Source organism: Pseudomonadota bacterium (genome assembly GCA_008501635.1).
In the GTDB taxonomy this organism is placed as follows: domain Bacteria; phylum Pseudomonadota; class Gammaproteobacteria; order QQUJ01; family QQUJ01; genus QQUJ01.
Map to the genome: position 1 here is coordinate 56,860 of QQUJ01000027.1, position 25,230 is coordinate 82,089.

At 59.1% G+C, this 25,230-nt stretch carries 22 protein-coding genes; 7 read left to right on the forward strand and 15 right to left on the reverse strand.

What is annotated here, in order from left to right; genetic code table 11:
* Window position 1 precedes the first annotated feature (1 nt).
* Complete coding sequence (locus DWQ09_16170; GenBank protein ID KAA3626560.1) at window positions 2-1,990, reverse strand: hypothetical protein; 1,989 nt, start codon at window positions 1,988-1,990, stop codon at window positions 2-4.
* Window positions 1,991-2,243: 253 nt separating this feature from the next.
* Here DWQ09_16170 and DWQ09_16175 point away from each other — a divergent pair, with 253 nt between their 5' ends.
* Complete coding sequence (locus tag DWQ09_16175; protein KAA3626561.1) at window positions 2,244-3,527, forward strand: 3-deoxy-D-manno-octulosonic acid transferase; 1,284 nt, start codon at window positions 2,244-2,246, stop codon at window positions 3,525-3,527.
* Here DWQ09_16175 and DWQ09_16180 read toward each other — a convergent pair.
* A complete protein-coding gene (locus tag DWQ09_16180) occupies window positions 3,514-4,239 on the reverse strand; it encodes a 3-deoxy-D-manno-octulosonic acid kinase (protein KAA3626562.1) in 726 nt (241 codons plus the stop codon). The genes DWQ09_16175 and DWQ09_16180 overlap by 14 nt on opposite strands.
* Before the next feature lie 6 nt (window positions 4,240-4,245).
* Between DWQ09_16180 and DWQ09_16185 the strand changes: the two genes are divergently transcribed.
* From DWQ09_16185 to msbA, 3 genes are all read left to right on the forward strand, one after another.
* On the forward strand, window positions 4,246-5,322 hold the full coding sequence (locus DWQ09_16185; GenBank protein KAA3626563.1) for a lipopolysaccharide heptosyltransferase family protein: 1,077 nt from the start codon (window positions 4,246-4,248) through the stop codon (window positions 5,320-5,322).
* A gap of 24 nt (window positions 5,323-5,346) precedes the next feature.
* Window positions 5,347-6,294 (forward strand): LpxL/LpxP family Kdo(2)-lipid IV(A) lauroyl/palmitoleoyl acyltransferase, encoded by a 948-nt coding sequence (lpxL, locus tag DWQ09_16190; GenBank protein KAA3626564.1) that lies wholly within the window; start codon window positions 5,347-5,349, stop codon window positions 6,292-6,294.
* A gap of 64 nt (window positions 6,295-6,358) precedes the next feature.
* Window positions 6,359-8,152, forward strand: coding sequence for a lipid A export permease/ATP-binding protein MsbA (gene msbA, locus DWQ09_16195; GenBank protein KAA3626565.1), 1,794 nt, complete (start codon window positions 6,359-6,361; stop codon window positions 8,150-8,152).
* Window positions 8,153-8,212: 60 nt separating this feature from the next.
* Here the strand turns inward: msbA and DWQ09_16200 are convergent, their stop codons facing one another.
* The 3 genes from DWQ09_16200 to DWQ09_16210 are packed head-to-tail and all read right to left on the reverse strand — an operon-like array spanning window position 8,213 to window position 11,215.
* Window positions 8,213-9,169 (reverse strand): ADP-glyceromanno-heptose 6-epimerase, encoded by a 957-nt coding sequence (locus DWQ09_16200; protein KAA3626566.1) that lies wholly within the window; start codon window positions 9,167-9,169, stop codon window positions 8,213-8,215.
* A complete protein-coding gene (locus tag DWQ09_16205) occupies window positions 9,166-9,780 on the reverse strand; it encodes an SIS domain-containing protein (GenBank protein KAA3626567.1) in 615 nt (204 codons plus the stop codon). Before DWQ09_16205 ends, DWQ09_16200 begins: the two co-directional genes overlap by 4 nt.
* A 10-nt stretch (window positions 9,781-9,790) precedes the next feature.
* Entirely contained in the window at window positions 9,791-11,215 is a 1,425-nt protein-coding gene (locus tag DWQ09_16210) for a bifunctional D-glycero-beta-D-manno-heptose-7-phosphate kinase/D-glycero-beta-D-manno-heptose 1-phosphate adenylyltransferase HldE (GenBank protein ID KAA3626568.1), read from the reverse strand.
* A gap of 104 nt (window positions 11,216-11,319) precedes the next feature.
* On the opposite strand from DWQ09_16210, the gene DWQ09_16215 reads away from it, so the two are divergent.
* Window positions 11,320-12,390: a glycosyltransferase gene (locus tag DWQ09_16215; GenBank protein ID KAA3626569.1), complete on the forward strand. Its 1,071-nt coding sequence runs from the start codon at window positions 11,320-11,322 to the stop codon at window positions 12,388-12,390.
* 63 nt (window positions 12,391-12,453) lie between these two features.
* Here DWQ09_16215 and DWQ09_16220 read toward each other — a convergent pair whose 3' ends face one another.
* The gene (locus DWQ09_16220; GenBank protein KAA3626570.1) at window positions 12,454-13,380 is read right to left on the reverse strand and encodes an SDR family NAD-dependent epimerase/dehydratase; all 927 of its coding nucleotides are present in this window, start codon (window positions 13,378-13,380) and stop codon (window positions 12,454-12,456) included.
* Between the two features lie 92 nt (window positions 13,381-13,472).
* On the opposite strand from DWQ09_16220, the gene DWQ09_16225 reads away from it, so the two are divergent.
* A complete protein-coding gene (locus DWQ09_16225; GenBank protein ID KAA3626571.1) occupies window positions 13,473-14,498 on the forward strand; it encodes a lipopolysaccharide heptosyltransferase family protein in 1,026 nt (341 codons plus the stop codon).
* On the opposite strand, the gene DWQ09_16230 is transcribed toward DWQ09_16225, so the two are convergent.
* The 9 genes from DWQ09_16230 to DWQ09_16270 all read right to left on the reverse strand — a co-directional run bounded on the left by DWQ09_16230 (window position 14,479) and on the right by DWQ09_16270 (window position 24,616).
* Entirely contained in the window at window positions 14,479-15,258 is a 780-nt protein-coding gene (locus DWQ09_16230) for a glycosyltransferase family 2 protein (protein ID KAA3626572.1), read from the reverse strand. The genes DWQ09_16225 and DWQ09_16230 overlap by 20 nt on opposite strands.
* Before the next feature lie 81 nt (window positions 15,259-15,339).
* Window positions 15,340-16,575 (reverse strand): O-antigen ligase family protein, encoded by a 1,236-nt coding sequence (locus DWQ09_16235; GenBank protein KAA3626573.1) that lies wholly within the window; start codon window positions 16,573-16,575, stop codon window positions 15,340-15,342.
* Window positions 16,576-16,583: 8 nt separating this feature from the next.
* Complete coding sequence (gene waaF / locus DWQ09_16240) at window positions 16,584-17,696, reverse strand: lipopolysaccharide heptosyltransferase II (GenBank protein ID KAA3626574.1); 1,113 nt, start codon at window positions 17,694-17,696, stop codon at window positions 16,584-16,586.
* Complete coding sequence (locus DWQ09_16245) at window positions 17,639-17,875, reverse strand: zinc-finger domain-containing protein (protein KAA3626575.1); 237 nt, start codon at window positions 17,873-17,875, stop codon at window positions 17,639-17,641. The genes waaF and DWQ09_16245 overlap by 58 nt, the downstream gene beginning before the upstream one ends.
* A 24-nt stretch (window positions 17,876-17,899) precedes the next feature.
* Complete coding sequence (locus DWQ09_16250) at window positions 17,900-18,823, reverse strand: branched-chain amino acid transaminase (protein KAA3626576.1); 924 nt, start codon at window positions 18,821-18,823, stop codon at window positions 17,900-17,902.
* Between the two features lie 97 nt (window positions 18,824-18,920).
* The gene (locus DWQ09_16255; GenBank protein KAA3626577.1) at window positions 18,921-21,812 is read right to left on the reverse strand and encodes a bifunctional [glutamate--ammonia ligase]-adenylyl-L-tyrosine phosphorylase/[glutamate--ammonia-ligase] adenylyltransferase; all 2,892 of its coding nucleotides are present in this window, start codon (window positions 21,810-21,812) and stop codon (window positions 18,921-18,923) included.
* 158 nt (window positions 21,813-21,970) lie between these two features.
* Window positions 21,971-23,635, reverse strand: coding sequence for a chaperonin GroEL (groL, locus tag DWQ09_16260; protein KAA3626578.1), 1,665 nt, complete (start codon window positions 23,633-23,635; stop codon window positions 21,971-21,973).
* 62 nt (window positions 23,636-23,697) lie between these two features.
* Window positions 23,698-23,988, reverse strand: a complete 291-nt coding sequence (locus DWQ09_16265; protein KAA3626579.1) for a co-chaperone GroES — start codon at window positions 23,986-23,988, stop codon at window positions 23,698-23,700.
* Window positions 23,989-24,178: 190 nt separating this feature from the next.
* The gene (locus DWQ09_16270; protein ID KAA3626580.1) at window positions 24,179-24,616 is read right to left on the reverse strand and encodes an FxsA family protein; all 438 of its coding nucleotides are present in this window, start codon (window positions 24,614-24,616) and stop codon (window positions 24,179-24,181) included.
* Between the two features lie 276 nt (window positions 24,617-24,892).
* Here DWQ09_16270 and DWQ09_16275 point away from each other — a divergent pair.
* Window positions 24,893-25,230: transposase (locus DWQ09_16275; GenBank protein ID KAA3626581.1), on the forward strand; the 338-nt coding region annotated here is incomplete at its 3' end.

Consider the following 25,230-nt stretch of genomic DNA (forward strand, 5'->3'; position numbering starts at 1 on the left):
ACTACATCGTTCGCCGAATACGCCAGACGCCCTTTAGCAGCAGCAACTCCTCGGCGACGTTGAGATCGAAGCCGTGACGCGATCCTTCACGATCGTCGCGCAGCAGGCCGTTGAGAAAATCCTCGCAGAACTGCGAATCCCATAATTTTACGATGCGGTTGAGGATGCGCGGGAAATCGTGCTCCAAGGCCGCATCTGCTGCGGGCTTGGTGATCTCCCCCCACTCCGGCACCGCGATGTTGAAGAGCTTGGCGAACTCGGCTCGCAAATGATCGAAGCTCTCGCGCATCCGCTCCTGACGATAGATTCGCAGCAGCATCAGCCACAGCGCGGGTTCGCGGGCCAGCGGTTCATCGCCCTCGATGGTCTCGCGAAGTAGTTTGATGGCGTTCTCCGGCTGGCGCAGCAGCAGGTAGAATTCAGCGCGCACCAGAACGTTGCCCACCTCGGGTTTGGCGGCGGCATCACGCTCTTCAAAATCGAAGGTCTCGATCACGAGATCCCGTTGTTCCATCTGCGCGGTCAATTCGTGATCGAGTGTGGGAACCTCTTCAGCAGAAGCCGCGGATTCCGGCGATTCATCCTGCTCGGGGAGGTTAGCCAGGGGATCCAGCTGAAACGCCGTCTCTTTGTGCGCAAGGTCCGGCACTTCACCGCCAAGCGTTCCCGCTCCCGGCGCCGCCCCGACCGGCGCGGGGACCAGCTGATCCAACTGCCACTCGACCAACGCCTCCTCCTGATCCGCCTCGGCTCTGGGCCTTGAACGCCATAGCAACAGCAACACGCCGAACAACAGCCCCCCACCCAACCACCACCAGTAGTTGCGGCGTGGTGAGTCGCCCGACGCTGACGACGCAGGGACGACGGGCGTGGCGATCTGAACCGCAGGCTTCTGCTCGGGTATCGCGGCGGGCGGCACAACCATCGCCACCGCGGCATCGGGTTGGACGCTATCCGAATTCGCCACTGCGCCCGACCGTTCGGATGCCGGCGCGGGCTGGGTGATTGCGGCGTTGCGTTCGGTCAATACCAAGGCCCGCTCGAGCAGCGCGATCTGTTTTTCCAGGCGCTGCAAACGGGCTTTCAGCGCCTCGGTGTCGACATACTGCGCCTCGGTCTCCATCAGCAGGCGGCGTGATTCAGCCACCATGCGCGCCGTTTCATTGGCCGACTTGAGATCGGTGACCTGTTCACTGTTGGTCAGGGTCAACCGCGGCTTGGTGTCGGGTTCCGGAACGGGAGCCGCGGATGGGGTCCTGGCGCTCGTCGCCACCATCGGCGCCGGTTGGCTGGCCATGCCGAAAGTTGTCTTGGTCCCGTCAGGAATCTTCAGCAGCGCCCCGGCCGGCAATCGATCAGGGTCGCCGTCGGGAAATACGCCGGGATTGGCGGTGACGATCGCCGCGATCAGTCGTGTCTGCTCGCGACGATTGCCTGGTGCCAGTGAGGCCGCAATGCGTGACAGGGTCTGGCCCGGACGCACGTGCCATGTACCCTGCGCAGGCGCGGCGGAGACCTCGGGTACTACCGCCGGCCGCGCCGCAGGTGCGCTGCGGGCATAGGCGGGTTGGAGACTGCGCGGCAGGCGTGGATCGAGCAGCGCCGTGTACTCGCGCAGTAGCGTACCGCTACCCTCGCAATCGACCCGCAGCACCATACCGAGCACGGGATCGACCACCCGTTTGCGCGAGCGGATGGTGAGCGTGGTTGCTTCGCCCTCCTTCAGCACTTCGATCTCGGCATCCCGCAGATAGCTGATGCCCGCGTCTCGCCCATCCTGGCCGGGTGGAAGCGTTAACGTTATGCACTCGCTCACCACGCGTTCGTCGGGCGCAACCGCCAGCCCGATCGTCGCCACGAACCGTTCGTTGAGAAACGACCGCACCTCCATTTCACCCAAGGCCAGCGCATGAGCATCCAGCACGGCCAAAACACCGACGCCAAGCACAGCGCCGCGCCAGCGCTTCGCGCGCCGCGCACTGCACCCCATCGCAGTTTTCGAAGTCTCGTGGAACACTGAATGCTTTAATTTTCCGTTTGTTGGAACCGGATAACGGCAGGATCGGCAACCGGCTGATTTCGCTGCACAATAGCAGGGCCGGCCGGTCGCCGCAATCGGCCACAAGACAGATTCCCGGGTTTCGCTTGACAGGTCTGATGCCATTGGCGATGGTGCCGGCATAACCACGCAACGGCAGTACTACAATCGGTCACCAGACTCCTCCCCCCAACCAACGAACGTAATGACGGGTAACGGTAATTTTCAGATCACGCCGGTCGGTTGGCGCTATCGTTGGATGGCGGCAATGCTGATGCCATTCGCACTGGCCGTAAGCGCCCGACTGGCGCTGCGACATCGTCAGTGGCGTTATCTCGCAGAGCGTCTGGGCTGGTGCCATTCCGACGCTCCACACCGGCCCCTGTGGTTCCATGCCGCCTCGGTCGGCGAGGTGCTCGCGCTCGTACCGCTGATTCGCGCGCTGCAGGCGCGCGATCCAGCCCGGCCGGTGCTGGTGACGACTGTCACGCCAACGGGGGCCGAAATCGTCGCGCGGCAGCTGGCCGGAATCGCCTCACATCAGTATCTGCCCTGGGACACGCCGCGTGCGGTCCGCCGTTTTCTCGACAAAACCCGACCCTGCTGCACGGTCATCATGGAGACCGAGTTGTGGCCAACGCTGTACGCGGAATGCGCCTGTCGCGGTATTCCACCACTCATCATCAATGGGCGCATTTCGACCAGAACACAGCGCCCGCGGCGCTGGCTGCGCGATGCCTACCGCAGCGCCCTCGCCAACAGTTGCGCGGTCCTGGCGCGCTCACCGGCGGATGCGGAGGGCTTCCTGACGCTCGGCGCCGCAGCAGGCAAAGTCAGCGTGGTGGGAAATATCAAACTCGCGCCACCCGTGAACACCGCCGCCAGCACGGGGAAACCCGCACTCCATTCAAGCTATGTGCTGGCGGCTTCCACGCACGAGGATGAGGAGCAGCGCATTGCCCGTCTCTGGCTGGCACAACCAAAGAGCGAGCACCTGCTGGTGATCGCACCCCGCCACCCCCAGCGCGGACCCGCGATCGCCGCCCGATTGAGGCAGCTGACGTCTGCTGTCGCGGTTCGCAGCCAGGGCGATCGCATCGAACCCGCAACGCGGATCTATCTGGCCGATACCCTCGGCGAAATGCAATGGTTGATGGGCCACGCGAAGCTGGTGGTGATGGGTGGTTCGTTCATACCTCATGGGGGACACAACGTCCTGGAACCAGCGCACCTGGGCAAGGCCATCATCACCGGGCCGCACATGGATAACTTCAGCGAAGAGACAGCATTGCTTGCAAGCGCCGGCGCGCTGTATCAGGTTCGTGGCTACAGCGAGCTGGAAACCACGCTCGCCGAGCTGCTGGGCAACGCAGCACGACGCGGGAAACTGGAGTTGGCGGCGCGGCATGTCTTGGCGCCTTTCAACTCGATACTAGGAACCTATGAGGATGCCGTCGCTGCGCACTGCCGGTGTCTCAAGACGCGCTGAAACTCCCGTAGCCAGAACGCAACGCCATCCAATCCTGCTCAGCGAAGGCGAAACCCGGGGCGAGCCCGGCCAGCTTGTCGAGCGAACGGCGCAGGCGTTTGAGGTTTGCCATGCGCCAATCCGCATCATCCTCGCGTATCCGCCCACGATCGAAGTCGATGAGATAGACCTGTTCCGCCGCATCGAGCAGGACATTGTGGGCATTGAGATCCGCATGGTAGACATCGGCATCATGAAACCGCCGGATGCACCGCCCGATCTCCAACCATACAGCCGTTCCTAGTGCGCCGGTGTGCAGGCGCTGCACCAGCGAGTGCGCGCCCGCGATCCGCTGCGTGATGATATCGGCGCGGTACCAGATACCCTCACGCACCACCCGCGCCGCGAGCGGCGCGGGCGCAGGCAGCGCAAGACGCTGCAACTCGGCCAGCAACGACCACTCGCGCCACGGCCGCGTTGCCGACAAGCCCTGCCACAGATAGCGATCCTCATTGAAACGCGCCACCATCCCGCCACGCCGATAGTGACGCAATACCGCCTCCCCGCAAGGCAGGAGCACAAAATGGGTGGTGCCCCGTCCCTGAGCCACACCACGCAGCAAACCACGCTGTTGATAAAACCCGGTGTCAAACAGATTTGCGTTCGCCTCCCCAATGCAATCGGCATCGTATAGGATGTGCTCACGATCAGATTCGTGGGTACGAGGTGTCATAGCTTCATGCAACTACCCCTGCGCGATGCGCCCGAGAGTATATGTATTCTTCGTCTGTCGGCAATTGGCGACGTCTGCCACACACTTCCGGTGGTACGCACGCTTCAAGCCCACTGGCCGCAAACGCGCATCACCTGGGTTATCGGCCGGGTTGAAGCGGAGCTGCTCGGCGACATACCGGGCATCGAGTTTATCATTTTCGACAAAGCGGACGGCTGGCGCGCCTACCGGTCCCTGCATGCGAAGTTGCGAGGCCGGCGCTTCGATGTCCTGCTGCTGATGCAGATCGCATTGCGTGCCAGTGTTGCCAGCCTCATGCTGCGTGCCGATATCCGCCTCGGTTTCGATAGGGCACGCGCCAAGGACTATCAGTGGCTGTTCACCAATGCGCGCATCGCTGCCAGAGAACGACAACATGTCATGGAGGGATTGTTCGGTTTTGCCGAGGCGTTGGGGATTGAAGAGCGCGTAGTGCGCTGGGATATCCCGCAGCCACCGGCTGCGGTTGAGAGAATCGCCACACTGGTACCCGCCGACAAACCCCTGCTGCTCATCAGTCCGTGCTCCTCGGATCGCAGGCGCAATTGGCGCAACTGGTCCCCGGACCGGTATGCCGCTGTGGCTGACCACGCCGTCGAGCGGCATGATATGCAGGTGGTGTTGTCCGGCGGTCGTTCCGATCAGGAGAAGGCCATGGGCAGGGCGATCGCTCAACACTCGCGCCATCACCCCCGCGATCTGATCGGACAAACCAGCCTCAAAGAGCTACTGGTATTGATCGACCGCGCGACGGCAGTCATTGCTCCCGATTCAGGACCCGCCCATATTGCCTCTACCGTGGGCACACCGGTTATCGGTCTTTATGTCACATCCAATCCGTCGCGCACCGGACCCCATTGCAGCCAACAATGGGTGATCAATCATTACCCGCAGGCGTTGCAGGCGGAACTTGGGCTAACCCCTGAGGAGGCGCCGTGGGGTAAGCGGGTGCGATCGGCTGAGGCCATGTCGCGCATTGCAACGATCGAAGTGACTCAGCGCCTGGATGAGCTAATGCGGCACATCCTGACCAGCTCGAATTGAGCGGCCGAGGGTGAAGCCCGTAGAATGCGCCCTTTGCCGCGCAAGCAAACCGTGATGACAGAGCGATCCACCTTTAGTCTGCAGATGCTGGCACCCCGCCACTGGCCAAGCTGGATCGGCCTGGGGCTGTTGCGGCTCTCGGTCGCCCTGCCCTATCAAGTCCAGCTGCGGCTGGGCCGAACACTCGGCAACCTGTTGTGGCGTCTTGCCGGCCGGCATCGGCGCATCGTGCTTACCAATCTGCGACTCTGTTTCCCGCAGAAAAGTGAAACCGACTGCCAGGCGCTCGCACGCGAGCATTTCCAGGCCCTGGGCATCAGCCTGTTTGAGATCGCACTGAGCTGGTGGGCGAGCGATGCCAGGCTGCGGCCTTTGCTCAGCACGCAGGGCTATGAACATATCGAGCAGGCGCTGCAGACGGGTAAAGGCGTCATTTTGCTGACAGCGCACTTCACGACACTGGAGATCAGCGCACGCCTGATGTCGATGCTGCGTCCCATCGATGTCACCTACCGGGCCGGCGATGAAAATCCCATCGGTACACATCTGCGCGGACAGCGCGACAAGCTCTATGAAGAGGCCATTCCGAAGGAGAACGTGCGCGGCGTCATTCGCCGCCTCAAGGAGAACAAGATCATTTGGTATGCTCCCGATCAGAGTTTTGGCGGGACCAATCGTGTCTTTGCGACGTTCTTCGGTATCCCCGCCGCCAGTAATCCGGCAACCTCGCGGTTTGCACGCATCTCAGGCGCGCGGGTGGTGCCATTCTTTGCCCGTCGCCGTGAACGGGACTATGGATACGAGTTGATCTTTCTCCCCGCGCTCGAGGATTTTCCGACCGCAGATCTGACCGCTGACACACAGCGCATCAATCATGTCTTCGAAGAGTTGATCGCGCGAGCGCCGGAGCAGTATTTCTGGGTTCACAAACGCTTCAAGCATGGCCCGTCGGGACAGGAAAGTCCCTATTGAACCGAGCCGACAACGGTGCATCCTTGCTATGATGACGGCCAAATCGATCCGCCATACAGATTAAATGACAACTCACTCAGCACCCGAAGACTCCGCGAGCAGCGCGTATCTTTATCGGCGACTGTTGAGTTACGTGCGCCCCTATTGGCGCATGTTCGCAGTGGCGGTGATCGGCATGGTGCTCTTCGCGCTCAGCGAACCGGCGATGCCCGCCTGGTTCAGGCCCGTCATCGACGGCAGCTTCATCAACAAGGATCCCGCCACGATAGTGTGGACCCCGATTATTCTGGTGGTCATCTTTCTGGTTCGCGGAATCGGCACCTTCATCAGCAGTGTGGGGCTCAACTGGATCGCGCAGCGGGTCGTGATGGATCTGCGCAAAGAGATGTTCAACAAGTTGCTGGTGCTACCCGCACGTTATTACTCGGATACCGCAACGGGACGCACCGTATCCAAAGCCACTTACGATGTCACGCAGGTTGCGCAGGCCTCGACGGAGGTGCTGCTGGTGCTGGTCCAGGACGGCCTTGCGTTGATCGGCCTCCTGGCGTGGATGTTTTACCTCAATTGGCAGCTCACCCTCATCATGCTCGCGGTCACGCCGCTGCTGATACCGGTACTGAAATACGCCAATCGCAGAATGCGCCAACTCAATATCGCGCTGCAGGGCCGGATGGGTGATCTCACCCACGTACTCGAAGAGACGATCATCGGGCACAAAGTCGTCAAGCTCTTTGGCGGCGAAAACTACGAGCAGCAACGCCACGATATCATCGCCAACGGCTTGCGCCAGCTCAATGTCAAGGTGGTCGCCACATCGGCGTTTCTGGTGCCGACGGTACAGTTGGCAGCCGTGGTCGCGTTAGCCCTCATAGTCTATATCGCCTCGTATCAGGCTGCGCAGAATCACTTCACCGCCGGCGAGTTCGTTTCCTATTTCGTCGCCACAGGCTTGCTGTTCCGGCCGCTCAAACGTCTGACGAAGGTAAACGAGAACCTGCAACGCGGACTCGCCGCTGCGGGCAGTGTCTTCGCGCTTATCGACGAACCACCGGAACCCCGGAACGGTACAGTGGAAATATCACACCTGCGGGGCGAAATCCGTTTCCAGCAGCTTTCGTTTGCCTACCAGGACGATGCGCCTGTACTGCGCGAACTTGACCTGGTGATCGAACCGGGCGAGACCATCGCACTCGTCGGCGCATCCGGCAGCGGTAAAACGACACTGATGAACCTCATACCGCGCTTTATTCATCCCACCCAGGGCCGATTGCTCATCGACGGCGTCGATATCGAAGAGTTCGATGTGCGCAACCTGCGCTCACACATCTCGCTGGTCAGTCAGGAGGTTGTGCTGTTTAACGATACGGTACGCGCCAACATCGCCTACGGCGCGCTCAACCAGGCCAGCGAGGAACAGATCCTCGAAGCCGCGCGAGCGGCTCATGTCCTGGAGTTCGTGGAACGCATGCCACAGGGTCTCGACACCCTGATAGGAGAAAGCGGCCTGAAATTATCGGGAGGGCAGCGCCAGCGGTTGGCGATCGCCCGCGCCATCCTCAAAGATGCGCCCATACTGCTTTTGGATGAGGCGACCTCCGCGCTCGATAGCCATTCCGAACGTCATATTCAGGAAGCGGTCGAGCGGCTGCGCAGCGGGCGCACCACTCTGGTCATCGCCCACCGGCTCTCGACCATCGAGCATGCGGATCGCATCGTAATGATGGAGCATGGACGAATCGTCGAGACGGGCAGCCACAGTGAGTTGCTTGCAAAAAAAGGTCGCTACCGGGAACTCCATCGCTTGCAGCTCAGCACCGTGAACAGCGCCGCCGCCGAAACCCAGGAAACGCCGTAGCCGCTTTACTCAACCCTCGATCGTGGACTGCTCGCCCTTGCCAGCAGATCGACAAATCGCTTACAGAGCAGCCCGACCGTTGAGCCAATCGAGGTAGATTTTTGCACCCTCCGCGACATTGCGGAAGGGTGCCTGGTAGCCGCATTCGCGTAAGCGGGTCAACTCGGCCTCGGTAAAGCTCTGGTAACGGCCTTTGAGATGATCCGGGAAGGAGATGTACTCCAACTCGCCACGCTCGTGCCAGTCGATTACCGCCCGGGCAACGTCGTTGAAGGTCTGACTGCGTCCAGTGCCGACATTGTAGATTCCCGACTTGTCCGGATTGTCGAAAAACCACAGATTGACATCCACCGCATCGCCGACATAGACAAAATCCCGCCGCTGCTCCCCATTGCCGTAGCCGTCCGACCCTTCGAACAGCCGTGCTTTGCCTTCCGCCAATACCTGATTGTTGAAATGAAAGGCGACGCTCGCCATGCCGCCTTTGTGGCTCTCGCGCGGGCCATAGACATTGAAATAGCGAAATCCCGCGATTTGGCTGCGCGCCTCTGGCAGCAGCCGTCGTACGTACTGATCGAACAATAGCTTCGAATAACCGTAGACGTTCAGCGGCGCCTCATACTCCGGCGCTTCACGGAAAGTGTCACTCCCCCCGTACACCGCGGCACTCGACGCGTAGAGGTAAGAAGCTTCCCGCTCCAGGCAGTAGTGCAGCAACAGTTTCGAATACTCGAAGTTGTTACGCATCATGTAACGCCCGTTCCATTCGGTGGTCGCAGAGCAGGCGCCCTCATGGAAGATTGCCTCGATCGGCGCGGCAAAGCCCTCTCCCGATACGATGCGGGCGAGAAAATCCTCTTTGTCCTGATAATCCCAGATCGCGCAATCGGTGAGATTGTGAAATTTGATGCCCTCTTCCAGATCGTCGACAACCAGAATGTCATCACGCCCCCGTGCGTTGAGCGCTTTGACGATATTACTACCGATGAATCCTGCACCGCCGGTAACGACAATCACGATTTCTCCTCCCCGGCCTTTTCACCAAACAGGAACTCGTCCACCAGTGCACAGACGATATGGCCAATCACTATGTGTGCTTCCTGTATCCTGGGGGTGTCTGTCGAAGGCACATCCAGCAACAGGTCGCACCGCGCCGCCATCTTGCCACCACCGGCGCCGGTCAGTCCGACGGTAGAAACACCCATTTCGCGGCAGGCATCGAGTGCCTTCAAGACATTGGCGGAGTTGCCGGAGGTCGAAATGCCGATGAAGACATCCCCGGGTCTCGCCAGCCCCAGCACCTGCCTTGCAAAGATCTCCTCGAACCCATAGTCGTTACCAACCGCCGTGAGCAGCGAAGTGTCGGTCGTCAGGGCCATCGCGGGCAGCGGGCGGCGCTCTCTTTTGAAACGGCCCACCCACTCCGCGGCGATGTGCTGCGCATCCGCCGCGCTGCCGCCATTGCCGGCAAGCATCACTTTACCCCCGCCCTCCAGGGCACGCGCGCAGCGTTGTGCGATATCCGCAATGCGAGTGACCGACACGGGATTAGCCGCAATCTGGCGCTTTACATCGAGCGACGCCTCGATTTCGGCCGTTATGAAATCAGTCGGATTCACGCGAGTCATCCCCGGAGAGTCACTCTTTGGTGATCGTTTCGATGATGCGGGTGGTCGAACACCCCGCGCGAAAGGCGAGCACCACCACCTCGCCGCCATTGGCCTTGACGCAATCGTGGCCGGCAATCTGCTCGGGACGGTAATCGCCGCCCTTAACCAGGATATCAGGCATTACCGCACAGATGAGGCACTCGGGCGTATCCTCGGTAAACGGGACCACCCAATCGACGCTGCCAAGTCCGGCCAGCACCTCCATCCGCTCCTGCAGATGATTCACTGGCCGGGTCGCGCCCTTGAGGCGGCGCACGGAATCATCGTCGTTGACGGCCACGATGAGGCGGTCGCCCAGACGCCGCGCCTGGTTGAGGTAGGCCACATGGCCGGCGTGCAGAATATCGAAACAACCATTGGTCATGACGATGCGTTCACCGTGCGCGCGGGCGATACCCACCAGCTCGAGCAGCTGCCCTTCGCTGACGATGTTCTGCTCCACCTCGTCGAGTTGGTGCAGCGCCCGCTGCAATTCCGGGACACTGACCGCGGCGGTACCCAACTTAGCCACCACGATCCCTGCCGCCAGGTTGGACAGCGCCGTGGCCTGTTCCAGAGACTGGCCCGCGGCCAGCGCGGCCGCCAGTACGGAGATCACCGTATCGCCCGCGCCGGTGACATCGAACACCTCGCGGGCATGGGTCGGCAGATGCAGCGGCTCGGAATCGGGTTTGATCAGCGTCATGCCCTGCTCGCCACGTGTTACCAGCAAGGCGTCGAGCCCGAGTTGCGTGATCAACCCCAGGCCCTTTTTCACGATCTCAGCCTGATCGGTGCAGACGCCGACGACCGCTTCGAACTCGGCAAGATTGGGAGTAATCAGCGTGGCCCCACGATAGTGTGAAAAATCGCTCCCTTTGGGATCGACCAGAACAGGTTTGCCTGCCGCCCGCGCCGTGCTGATCAACTGCTGCGTGTGCTGCAGCGTGCCCTTGCCGTAGTCGGAGATGATCACCGCTCCGGTAGCGGCAACGGCGACGTTGAATGCATCAACCACCCCCGAGTCGTCGCAGCCGAAAAAGCTGTCTTCGAAATCGACGCGAATGAGTTGTTGATGACGACTGATAACCCGAAGCTTGGTGATGGTCGGCTTGTCGTCCTGAACCACAAGCCGGCACCGGACACCCATATCGCCCAGCAGTCGCCCCAGCCTGTCGCCGGCTTCGTCCCCGCCAACCAGACCCACCACGGTGGCACGGCCGCCGAGCGCGGCGACATTGAGTGCAACGTTACCGGCACCACCCGGTCGCTCCTCGGATTCACGCACCTGAACCACGGGAACGGGTGCTTCGGGGGAGATGCGCGACGTGGGGCCGTGCCAATAGCGGTCGAGCATCATATCGCCGACGATAAGAACATCGCTAAGGGCAAATTCAGGAACGTTGGTTTTCATCTTGCTGCGAGCTGAGGCGTAGCACTTGGCGCCCGATAATAGCACAGCGCAAAAGCCGAAGTACCGGCGATGGTTCTTGGGAGTGGAGTCATTATAATCGCACCATGCGAGTCTTATTCTATGACGCCCTGACCAGTTTCGCCTACGATGCAGAGCTGATGGCCCAAAGGGGAATCGGAGGCACGGAATCCACTGTGGTGCGGATAGCGGAGGGTCTTTCCACCGCCCACGAAGTCGTGGTTGCCCAACGGGCGCGCATACTGCCGGTTTCCCCCCATCCAGGCCTGCGTTATGTGCCCCTGGAGGAACCGGATCCGTTCTGCGGTCCACCCCCCGACTGGGTCATTGTCTTGCGCAAGCACAAGCTTGTACCCAAGCTGCGCGCGCGCTTCCCTTTAGCAGCCATGGTCTCCTGGATCCACAATTGGCAAAGAGCCGAAACCGCCTTTCAGCGAATCGGACTGGCGCGCAGCAGATGTTCAGTAGTGACTGTATCCGACGCGCACTGTCGTGCCACCGATCGCCTGATCAACGGAAAGGGCGCGCGTGCGCTCGGCGCATTATGGGGCGGCGGCGGAATAGTCCCTGTGAAACGTATCTACAATCCTGTCGACGATAGGTTGATGCCTGATGGGACGCCTGTAGATCCCGACAAGCTGATCTTCTTCAGCACTGCCAACAAAGGTTTGAATCAGGCACTTACCACCTTTTCGGCAATCCGCAAAGTGCTGCCGTCCCTGCAACTTTATGTCGCTGGTGAGTCACTCGAGTCGCTGGAACAGAACAAGCGCTATGACAGCGCTCTGCTAAGTCAACCCGGCGTCCATCTATTGGGTCGTCTGGCGCAACACGAAGTCTTTAAACATGTCCGGGAAGCCTTATGCGTGTTCTACCCGCAGAATGTGCACCCGGAAACGTTCGGCCTGGTCTTCGCAGAATCCAATGCCTTGGGAACACCGGTTCTCGCCCACGAATTTGGATCGGCACGCGAAATACTCGGTGGACCCGAGCAACTCGTCGATGCCGGCGATGTTCGATCCATCAGCGCCAAGTTGCAGCGTTGGCGAAACGGAAATCGACCGCTCGTATCGCTAAGCGCGGAGTTTCGGACCACAACCGTCGTCGGAAAATGGCGCGAATTTCTGGTGGCGGGTTTACCGGAACAGCGCAACTGAAACGCGGAGACCGGGCGAACAGATTCGGTTCCCGCGCAACACGCCGCCCACAGCTGACGGCAATTACTGGCGCAACAACTCCTCATAATAATCAATCGTTTTTACCAACCCCTCCCGCAGCGGAACAACGGGGTCCCAGCCCAACTTCGATCGCGCCAATTCGATATCAGGCTGGCGCTGTTTGGGATCGTCTGCGGGTAGGGGCAGGTTGACAATCTTGGAGCGCGAACCAATCAGCTCAATCACCGTTTCCGCCAATTCGCGTATCGTAAACTCACCTGGGTTGCCCAAATTGATGGGCCCCGTCACACCATCCTCACTCTCCATCAACGCAACCAGACCTTCTACCATGTCATCGATATAGCAGAAAGACCGCGTTTGCGAGCCATCCCCATAAATCGTAATGTTCTCGTCTCTGAGCGCCTGGACAATGAAGTTCGACACCACTCGACCATCGTTGGGGTGCATTCGCGGACCGTAGGTATTGAAGATACGGGCTACCTTTATATGCAGTCCATGCTGGCGGTTGTAATCGAAGAACAGCGTTTCGGCGCAGCGTTTTCCTTCATCGTAGCAGGCTCGCGAACCAATCGGATTGACACGTCCCCAGTAACTCTCCGTCTGAGGATGAATCTCGGGGTCACCATATACCTCACTGGTTGATGCCTGAAGGATCCTGATTCTCAGACGTTTTGCCAGGCCCAGCATATTGATCGCACCCATGACGCTGGTCTTCGTCGTCTGAACGGGGTCGTGCTGATAGTGGATGGGCGAAGCAGGGCAGGCTAGATTGTAGATCTCATCCACCTCGACGTAGAGCGGAAACGTAACATCGTGCCGTAAAACCTCGAATGCCGGATCTGTGATCAGTTGCTGGATATTTCCTCGTGTGCCAGTGAAGAAATTATCGACACAGAGCACCTCATGGCCTGCCTTCAACAGGCGCTCACAAAGATGTGAGCCAATGAATCCAGCCCCTCCCGTTACCATTACCCGTTTGTTGCCGTAGTTTCGCACTTTGTCACCCCTATCAACGCTCTTTCATCATACGCCGCAGAACGTATAATCTGCTGCTCGTGGACATGCCCAAAAAAATACTCGTCGTCCGCAACGACAAACTCGGCGACTTCATGCTGTCATGGCCTAGCCTCGCGCTTTTAAAGAAAGCACTGCCGCAGTGTAAACTTGAGGTCCTGGTACCTCACTACACCCGTCCCCTCGCTGAGCATTGCCAATGGATCGACGGCGTAATCGACGATCCGGGACCCGGAGCTGGCTTGCGTCAATTCCTGAGACTGATCAGCACCATGCGATCACGCCGCTACGACGCTGTGATTACGCTTTTCTCAACCGGGCGAATTGGTATCGCAACGTGGTTATCCGGGATTCCCTATCGGTTGGCACCGGCCACAAAATGGGCTCAAGCCTGCTACAACCACCGCCTTCTCCAGAGTCGCTCGAGATCATTAAAACCAGAATGGGAGTACAACCAGGATCTCGTCAAATTTTTTCTTGGAGAAATGGGTATCCCTTGTCCCACCTCTCCTGAACCACCCTATCTTGTGTTTCCAGAAAAAGAACGACTCGCTCTGCGCAAAGAACTCGACAACTTGCTTGAGACCGACAGGCGACACCAGTTCGTCTTCATCCACCCCGGAAGCGGCGGCTCTGCGACCAACCTGAGCCCGGCGCAGTATGCGCGACTCGCCCTGGCCCTGCAACCGACCAAACCCGTTGCTTTTGTCTTAACCGCAGGCCCGGGCGAGGCTGGCATAGCAGAACACCTCGGCGGAATATTGCGCTCAAACGGCCGCCTCTGCATCGTCCACAGATCGGAGCGGGGGTTGGTGGCCTTCGCACTGCTACTGAGCTGCGCGGACCTTTTCATTAGCGGCTCCACAGGCCCGCTTCATATAGCCGGCGCTCTGAACCTACCCACCGTCGGTTTTTATCCGCACAAGCGTTCTTCGACTTCGCTGCGCTGGCAAACCTTGAGCGCAGAGAAGAACCGTCTTGCCTTTTCACCTCCCACATCATTGAAAGCGACCGACATGGATGGTATTGATCTCGAAGCTGCCGCCTTGGAAATCAGTCGGCGATTTCTTTAGTTTCCGGGCCATGCCGTTTGGCAATCCACGCCTTGGTGTACTTCACGAAAGCGTGCACAAAAGAAAGTACGGCCACGACAAAGCCGGCGAATCCATCACGAAAACCTTGCTTGACGAAATAGACCTTAATGAAGGTCCAGACCGCGTGATTCACCGGAGTGAACACCGTTACCCGCCTGCCTCGCGCCAACAACTCCTGGGCGCCGATTTCAGTGAATCGATCAATGGTTTTAAGATGGTCGGAAATCGAGTCGAACGAATAGTGAAGGATGTCACCCTCGAGCCAGGCAACTTTGTCTGAGTCAACCTCTATTCGATCATGCGGATTAATGCCGCCCCAACGGGCCTTTCTTCTATCAAACAACCGGACCTTGGCATCCGGATACCAACAGTGATTGATCCAACGATAGATATAAAAAGTTTTGCGGGCCATCCGATAGGCATCGTATTCAGCCAATCGACCTCGTATCTGCTCTATCGATCGTGCAAGCTCACTGGATATCCGCTCATCACAGTCAAGCGCCAGTATCCAATCATGGGTTGCGTGGTCTACCGCGAAATTCTTCTGCTCGATATACCCAAGGAAAGGCTGGCTGATGACGCGATCCGTGTATCGTTTCGCAATCTCGACGGTACGATCCTGACTCAGAGAATCAACCACCACTATCTCATCCACCAAAGGCTGCAGACTGCGCAGGCAGTCCTCTATTTTCTTCTCTTCATTGAAAGAGATAACACAGGCACTTAGTTTCAGCATCATCTTTACCCTACGATAATTGCCCTTTTTGGTTCGTCGACTCTTGTCGTTTGTTAATCAGGAGTTTTTAGCCGGCGACCTGCTTCAATGCAATGGGCGTACAGGTTTCGACTCGCTAGCAGAGAAAAGGACTGCGAGAAAAACCATGAAAATAGAGACGAAGCTGCCCTGATAAAAAGGTGACGACTCCGTCAGTGATGCCAGCATGAATGTCACAATCAGTAAAACCCCGCCCACCCCTGCCGTTGATGGACGCGCCCTCCCAGCGATGAACCGCCCAAAGGGAAACAGCAAGAGTGCAACGAATACCAGCAACCCGAGGATTCCCTTTTCGGCGGCCATCGCCAGATAGGCGTTGTGTGGATGCCCATGTGATGCTGCGTCATGATGGACCAACTCCTTCTCGACGTATTCCTTAGCGACCTCGTTGTAGCGATGACGCCCAACACCAAAAACCGGATTATCAAGAAACATCCACCAAGCTGTCTTCCACATCTCGAATCGTTGGCCCAGGCTCGTCAACGGCCCCTCATGCTTCGCTGGTTCTTCTAACGTGAGATAGATGTCTACTTCACCAATTGCCGCATCAACACGCATCTTCAAGCGTTCGACAGATCCATAAAGCAGCATCGACGTCGCAGCCAGTATCAGTAAGAACACAAGCGTACATCGCGGGGGTAATCTGATAACAGCCCACACCATCAGAACCCCGGTCAATACAAGATACCCTCCACGCGAACCTGCAAACAGGGTAACCCCAGCGGATGCGAGCGCTGCCATGGCAAACACCCATCCCTCAATCGTGCCCCGTGCATCCCAGGCGCGTTCCAGGAGGAGCCCGGCATAAAGGGCATGGACAGTGCCGACCACGATCTGATTACCGTAGACACCGGCCACCACCGGACTCCCTAGCCAAATTCCCTCGTACAGCGCTTGTCCGAAGCCAACAAACGCCGCCACACCGCAACCTTTGATCAACCACTCATGCGCGTCTTCCATCTCCCTTACCAATAGATAGAGTGGAATAAAGAGGAGAAAACGCAGCTCGACCCCCAATCGACCGACGTATTCAGCCCAGGCGCCATTTACCGCGGCGGAGAGGATGAAACTGAGAAAATAGAGCAGCATTATTCCCAGCAAAGCCCGTTCCTGCGTCTCAACATACCGCAATCGCCACTCCCGCCGGGAACAACCCAGCAACACCGCCAGTAATACAAAAATAGTGCTCATCCAATGCCGGACAAGAAAACCGGCCATAGGAAACGTAAAGAGAAGCAGAAGCGTCAGATCGGCACGCAGATTTCTCTCCACGTGTGGCATAGACCGATTCAATGCGCTACGCCACAGGCAGCCAGCACTGTTTCGGGGCGCAGATCTTTGAGGCAGCGTGTGTGCCCCAGCGGACAAGCGCGTTGATAACAGGGACTGCAATCCAACGCCAAGGTCAGAACGGAGGCAGAGCTGCTTAGCGGCGGCGTATAGTCAGGGCTCGATGAACCAAAAATAGCCACCACGCGCGTGCCGACCGCTGCAGCTATGTGCATCAATCCCGAGTCGTTAGTGACGACCACCTCGCACAGGGAAAGCAGATCCACTGCATCGATCAACTCGGTACTTCCGCAAAGATTACGCACTCCCCCGAGCGATGCCGAGATCTCTTCTCCTAATGCGAATTCTTTCTTCGACCCCAGCACCCAACAGTGGAATCCGTTTTCTACCAAACGAGCCGCAAGTGCATGGAAATGATGCGCAGGCCACTGCTTAGCCGGTCCGTACTCTGCTCCAGGCAAAAGAGCTGCAATCGCCGTGTCGCTCTCGAGCCCCAGTTTTCCCAGAAGATGTCGCTGATTGGCCTGATCCACTTCGAGCCGAGGTTCAAAGACCTGGAGCGGCGACTGTGCGTCACGATCGCAACCGAGCGCCACATAGCGGTCAACCGTTCTCGACAGTTGTATCTTGTCCAGCCTACGGATGTCATTCAGCAGCCCGTAGCGCCATTCGCCGCGATAGCCGGTGCGGATCGGTATTCGTGCTGCCCAGGGTACGATGGCCGACTTGAGAGAGCGCGGTAGCACAATGGCCTGATCGAACGCCAGCGAACGTAAGCGCCGCCCCAACGCCAAGCGCTCCGACAATGCAAGATCACCGTGCGCGGCGGCCAACCGGTGCGCTTGGCGCACTTCCGGCATGCGCTGCAGAAGCGGTAGGGACCAACCAGGTGCAACAACATCGATCGGCTGCTCGGGGTTCTGATGTTTCAAGGCTTTGAACAAGCTTTGCGCCATCACCATATCACCGATCCAGGCGGGACCAACGATCAATGTTCCACCCGACTCCTTCACATGTGCACCACGCCTACAACAAGAAGCGTTGGATTTCTGGGCTAGTGGCTGGATGTAACGCCGCCTTCGAGGAGGTACCAGGTGCCGCAGTAGGGGCATTCCGCCCGCCCATCCGGGGCATCGGCAATCGGTAGAAACACGCGCGGGTGCGAATCCCAGAGGCTGGAACCCGGCAGGGGGCAGAGCAGCGGCAGATCCTTGGCGGTGACTTTGACTTCGGATTGCGCATTGGGGGTCTGATAGTCACGCTGGTGTGCAGCGGAATTGGAACCGGGCATCTTTGTCTCCTGGATTTCGGGCGATTACGCGACGACGGTAAGCCAGCCACGGGTGTCCTCGGCTCTACCCTGGACCACATCAAAATAGAGTCCCTGCAAACGCTCGGTAATGGGACCGCGTCGGCCATCACCGATAGAGCGATTGTCGACCTCGCGGATCGGTGTTACCTCCGCGGCGGTGCCGGTGAAGAACGCCTCGTCCGCCACATAAACCTCATCGCGTGTGATGCGCTTTTCGCGAATCCTGTAGCCCAACTCTTCTGCCAGCGTCGCGACCGTCTGGCGCGTGATACCGTCGAGTGCCGAAGTCAGTTCCGGTGTGTAGATCATCCCATCGCGAATGATGAACAGATTCTCGCCGCTGCCTTCCGCCACGTAGCCTTCGGTATCGAGGAGCAGCGCTTCGTCGTACCCGCACGAGAGCGCCTCGTTCAAGGCCAGCATGGAGTTGATGTAATTGCCGTTGGCTTTGGTCCGGCACATGGTGACGTTAACGTGATGCCGATTGAACGAGGAGGTGCGGATACGAATCCCTTTCTCCAGATTCTCGGCGCCGAGATAGGCCCCCCATGACCAGGCGGCTATCGACACATGCACTTTGAGATTGTCAGCACGCAAGCCCATGCCTTCGGATCCGTAGAAAACCACGGGACGAACATAGGCGCTATCGAGCCCGTTCTCCTTCACGGATGCAACGATCGCTCGGTTGATCGTTGCTTTATCAAACGGCATGGGCATAGCAAGAATATGTGCCGAACGAAATAGTCGATCGGTGTGCTCTTGGAGCCGGAATATCGCCGGTCCTTTATCAGTGTGGTAGGCGCGGATACCCTCGAAGACGCCCATTCCGTAGTGGAGGGTGTGCGTCAGCACATGCACCTTGGCCTCCCGCCACGGCACCATTTCGCCGTCCATCCAGATAACGCCGTCGCGATCGGCAAACGACATACTGTACTCTCCTCGGTGAAATCCGTTGCGACACGTCGATGCCGCATAAGGGGCCAGATTTTAGCTCACTTTCCGCCAGGGTTGATAGCCAGGCGCTTCACGCCGTTCCAATGATTGCGTTCCACAGGCGGGTCACTTCTGCACGCTCAGCACGATACTCTTCACTACTGACCCGCCCTTCCACCTCCTGCAATTTCAACTGATGAATTCGGGATCGGAACTTGCGATAGATGTCCATCAACGCGCCTGCATCCTGCTCCGACAGCAGCCCTTCACGCGCCAGCGCTTCCAGTTGTCTGATATTGTCGGTATAGAAGTAGACCGCGGGATAGCCTGGCGCCCAGTGCAAAACAAGGTATTGGACGAGGAATTCGATATCGGCGATACCGCCCGCATCCTGCTTCAGATCGAAGGTGTCCTCGGCACCGCTGCCCAACTGATCGCGCATCTTCTGTCGCATCTGACGCACGTCGAGGAGCAGTTTCTCAGGATCGCGCGGGAGAGAGAGCACTTCAGCCCTGATCGCGGTGAAACGCGCATCCAGAGCCGTATCGCCCGCCACCAGCCGTGCCCGCGTCAGCGCTTGGTGTTCCCATGTCCACGCCTCGTTGCGCTGGTAGTCGGCAAAGGCGTCGACATTGCTCGCCAACAGGCCCGAAGCACCACTCGGGCGCAGTCGGGTATCCGCCTCATAGAGCACTCCGGCCGCGGTTGCGGTGCTCAGAAGATGGATGATTCGCTGCGCCAGCCGTGCAAAAAAGACGCTGTTTTCCACGCTCCTGGCACCCTCGGTGTGCTGATCCGAACCCGCACTGTCGTGCAGAAAGACGATGTCCAGATCGGAGCCATAACCCAGCTCCAAACCGCCGAGTTTGCCGTAGGCCAGTATGGCAAAACACGCCTTGCGGCGCTCGCCTGCGACCGTATAGGCCGGCTCCCCATGACGCGCGCTGATCTGCTCCCACGCCAACCTCAGCACCTGAGTCAAAACGGTCTCCGCGATCCAGGTCAGATGGTCACTGACGATCATGAGGGGCATTACACCCGCGACATCCGCCGCGGCAACGCGCAGCTCATTGGCTTGTTTGAACAGCCGTAGCGCCTCCATCTGCTGTTCGAGATCCTCAGAAGGCACTGCCTGCAAGCGCTCCGCCAGTTCGCGATCCAGCTCCGTGCGCGTGGCCGGTTGATAGAGCGCGCGCGGATCGAGCAGCTCGTCCAGCAACAACGGGTGACGTGTCAGCAGCCGGGCGATCCACGGACTTGCCGCCGCGAGCTTTACCAGCTGCGAGAGCGCCATAGGGTGTTCGATAAGCAGGGAAAGATAGGAGGTCCGCCGGGCCACGGCCTCGATCAGCGCCAGAACCCGCGGCAGACAGACATCGGGTTGCTCGGTGTTTGCGACCGCCCCCAGCAGCAGTGGCATCAGGCGATCCAACCGCCCCCGTCCCCGTACTGACAAGGCGCGACAAGCATGCGATTGACGCAGGGCCTGTATCAGTCGCAGTGCTTCTCCGGGATTGGCATATCCCTCGTTGATCACATACCGCTCTGCCTCTTCCCCGGGCAGGCTGCCCAACCAGATGGGCAGCCAATGGTCATCGCTCGCTTCGGGCTCCTCCCCCTGAGGGGCGGCGAAGACCTGCTCGAAGTGCGCGGCGACGCGGCCGCGATGGCGGAGCAGATCGCGCTCGAAATCCCGCCAGTCGGCATACCCCATCGCCAATGTCAGAGTGAGACGCCCCTCGCGATCGTCTGGCAGGCTATGCACCTGCAGATCCGCTCGCTCCTGCAGACGGTTCTCGACACGGCGCAGGAAACGGTACGCCGCGCGCAACTCCTCCGCGGCATAGCGGGGCAGCAATTCGTGCTCAGCCAGCACGGTCAGAACATCCTGAATCGGTCGCACGCGAAGTGCGGGTTCACGACCGCCGCGAATCAACTGAAACGCCTGCCCGATGAACTCGATCTCGCGTATACCCCCCGCGCCCAGTTTGACGTTTGCCGCCATCCCCTTGCGCTGCACCTCGCGGGTGATCATCTGCTTCATATCGCGCAGGGATTCAAAGGCGCCGAAATCGAGATAGCGCCGATAGACGAAGGGTCGCAGCAGATCGAGCACCTGCTCGCCCGCGGGTTGGCTGCCGGCGACCACCCGGGCCTTGATCATGGCATACCGCTCCCATTCGCGACCCTGCGATTGGTAGTAGGTCTCCAGTGCCGCAAAACTCATGGCCAACGGGCCCACATCACCATACGGGCGCAGGCGCATATCGACACGGAAAACGTAACCGTCCGGCGTGTGCTCGTCCAACACCCGCACCAGGCGCTGCCCGAGACGCAGAAAGTACTGCTCATTGGTTCGCTCACGCGCCGTCCCAACCGTTTTTCCGCCCTCGGGATAGGCAAAAATAAGATCGATATCGGAAGAAAAGTTGAGCTCACGGGCGCCTAGCTTGCCCATCCCCAGCACCACCAGGGATTGCGCGGAACCCGACTGATCGCCGGTCGGAACACCCCATTCAGCCTGCTGCCACTCGTCCAGCCGCAGGAGCGCCTGCTGGATGCAGGCATCGGCCAGCGCTGAGGTGTCGATCAGCACCTCGTCCAGATCCGCCTTGTCAGCCAGGTCACGCCAGGCGATACGCACCATCTCGCGGCGCCGGAACTCGCGCAACCGCTGGGCGAGCGCCGCCTCATCGGCCACGCTCATCAGCAAGGAATCAAGGCGCTCGTTGTAGGTCGTTGCCGGGTAGCGTTGATCCAGATCTCCGCTTTCCACGAGATCTTTCAACAACCCGGGGTACTGAATGCACGCCTTGGCCACGAACTCACTGCATGCCCACACCCGGGTCAGCTCTAGAAGCGGTGCGGTTGCCAGTATCCACTCACCATCCGCTGCGGCTGCGCGTTCCCGATACTGATTCCATGCGTGATTGACACGCTCGCCGAGAGACTGGGGGAGGTGTTCGGTGGGTAGCGCCGGCATGGTGGCAATAGCTCGCTTACGATTGTTTTCGATTCTCGAGGCACATTTTCACAGAATCGCCCGCCCTTGTCCCAGACTGAGAGCCGGTGACATAAAAAGAGAAGGCCCTGTCACAGGACAGGGCCTTCTCTAATTACCGCGTACAACGGTGGGGATGGTTACATCATACCGCCCATACCACCCATGCCACCCATACCACCCATGCCACCCATGTCACCCATGTCCGGCATGCCGCCCTTATCGTCCTTCGGCAGTTCAGCCACCATCGCTTCGGTGGTGATCATCAGGCCGGCTACCGACGCCGCATTCTGCAGCGCAGAACGGCTGACCTTGGTTGGATCCAGGATACCCGCCTCGATCATATCGCCATACTCACCGGTCTGGGCGTTGTAACCATAATTGCCTTTGCCCTCTTCGACCTTATTGAGCACCACGGAGGCCTCATCACCGGAGTTGGTGACGATCTGGCGCAGCGGCTCTTCCATGGCACGCTTGGCAATACCGATACCGACATCCTGATCGTGGTTGACGCCCTTGAGCTTCTTCAGTGCCTGCAGCGCACGGATGAAGGCGACACCGCCACCCGGAACGACGCCCTCTTCGACAGCGGCGCGAGTGGCGTGCAATGCATCTTCCACGCGTGCCTTCTTCTCCTTCATCTCGACCTCGGTAGCGGCACCCACTTTGATCACCGCAACACCACCGGCCAGCTTCGCGACACGCTCCTGCAGCTTCTCACGGTCGTAGTCGGAGGTGGTCTCTTCGATCTGCTTGCGGATCTGGGTAACGCGGGCCTGGATGTCGTCATGGTTGCCGGCACCATCGATAATGGTGGTCTCTTCCTTGGAAACGGTGACCTTCTTTGCCGTGCCCAGGTCGTCCAGCGACGCCTTCTCCAGCGACAGGCCAACCTCTTCGGAGATCACGGTGCCACCGGTAAGAACAGCGATGTCCTGCAGCATGGCCTTGCGGCGATCGCCGAAGCCCGGCGCCTTGACAGCGGCTACCTTGACGATACCGCGGATGGTGTTGACCACCAGGGTCGCCAGCGCCTCGCCCTCGACATCCTCAGCAATGATCAGCAACGGCTTGCCCGACTTGGCCACACCCTCCAGCACCGGCAGCATGTCGCGGATGTTGGAGATCTTCTTCTCGTAGAGCAGGATGAAGGGCTCTTCCAGGTCGACGCCCATGCTCTGCTGGTTGTTGATGAAGTAGGGCGATAGGTAACCGCGGTCGAACTGCATGCCCTCGACCACTTCCAGCTCGTTCTGCAGACCGGAGCCGTCTTCGACGGTGATGACGCCCTCTTTACCGACCTTCTGCATGGCATCGGCGATGATGCGACCGATATCCTCATCGCCATTGGCGGAGATGGTGCCTACCTGGGCAATCGCTTTGTCGTCCGCACAGGGCACCGACAACTTCTTCAACTCCTCGACGGCGGCGATCACGGCCTTGTCGACGCCGCGCTTGAGATCCATCGGGTTCATACCCGCGGCCACGGCCTTCATACCCTCACGCAGGATGGCCTGGGCCAGCACTGTTGCAGTGGTGGTGCCGTCCCCGGCAACATCGGAAGTATGGGATGCGACCTCTTTGACCATCTGTGCACCCATATTTTCGAACTTGTCTTTCAGTTCGATCTCCTTGGCGACCGATACACCGTCTTTGGTGACGGTGGGGGCGCCAAAGCTCTTGTCCAGGACCACGTTGCGGCCCTTGGGGCCCAGGGTGATCTTCACCGCGTTGGCCAGGACATTTACGCCGTGCAGCATGCGCTGACGGGCTTCCTCACCGAATCTAACGTCTTTTGCAGCCATGTTTATCTACCTCGAATTCCTGTGTAAATGAATGTGTCGGATGGGATTGGCAGTACGCGGCCTCAGGCCTCGATCACGCCCATCACATCTTCCTCGCGCATTACGAGGAGTTCTTCGCCGGACACCTTCACCTCGGTTCCGGAGTACTTGCCGAAGAGCACCCTGTCGCCAACCTTCAATTCCAAAGGACGAACATCGCCGCTCTCGAGAATTTTGCCGTTACCCACCGCGATGACCTCACCCTGCACCGGCTTTTCGGTCGCACTATCCGGGATCACGATACCGCCGGGGCTGGTACGTTCTTCTTCCACACGACGGACGATAACCCGGTCATGCAAAGGACGAATTTTCATATCTTCCTCCAAAAGCTTCTATTAAACAGAGAGTTAGTGAATATCATAGTCGGCTCACCAGATTCGTAACACGCTCTCTGGGCCGACATAACTTGTTAGCACTCGCTTTAAGTGAGTGCTAATATATAGGGATGAAAAAACGAGAGTCAAGGGGGGTGGCATCTTCCCCAGGGAAATATTCTAGGTGGCTTCAGTCCTCGCGCCGGAACTCGCCTTCGATGACACGGCTCCCCGGTTGATCCGGCGCTTCCGGAGTATCCGAGTGAACCCATTGGCCGCGAGCCACCACCTGCCGGACCAACGCCTGGCGCAGCGCCGGCACCAGGCACGCAAAGCCGATGACATCGGTGACAAACCCCGGCGTCAGCAGGAGCGCGCCCCCCACCAGCAGGATCACGCCTTCGAGAAGCTGCAATGCCGGCAACTCACCGCGATCGAGGCTTTCTCGAGCCCGCATGAGGGTCGAAATACCCTGCTGGCGCAACAGCCAGGCACCCAGCACCGCGGTGGCAATCACCAGGCCGACCGTCGGCAGCGCCCCGATCTCCCGACCCACCTGGATCAGCAGATAGATCTCCGCGACGGGAACCAACAAAAAGAGCAACAAGAGGATCGGAAAGATCGGCATAGGTTCAGGGATCAAGAAATGTTGAAACTGACTCACAGGGTAGCGACGGTTGCAAGGATATACCGTCAGACTCGGTCTATGTTACGCAGGTCCTTGTGGCAGCAGCGCAAACCACGTATATAACCGAGCGTTACGCTGTATCGCAGGCTTGAGGAACTGGCGGATCTGCCTGTTATCTTGTCAAAGGATCTACCGGGCGGCAAATATTTAGGGCATCTCTGATTAAGTCCCAAAGTTTGCGACAATACACGCATTATTTGGAACCGGTAGAAAACGATGAAACAGCAAACATTTGCCGCGGGGGAATTTGAGCAATTTCGAAAACCAACCCGGCGAGAGAAGTTTCTCTCGGAGATGGATGCTGTGGTTCCATGGGATCAGCTTTGTGAGCTCATCGAACCCCACTACCCCAAAGCGGGAAACGGGCGCCCCCCCATTGAACTGGAACGGATGTTGCGCATCTACTTCCTCCAACACTGGTTCAACTTGTCGGATCCAGGCGCCGAGGAAGCGTTGTATGAATCTCGCTCCATGTGTCTTTTCGCCGGCATTGACCTTGGGCGTGAGCCGGTTCCCGACGAGACGACGATTCTCAATTTTCGTCATCTGCTGGA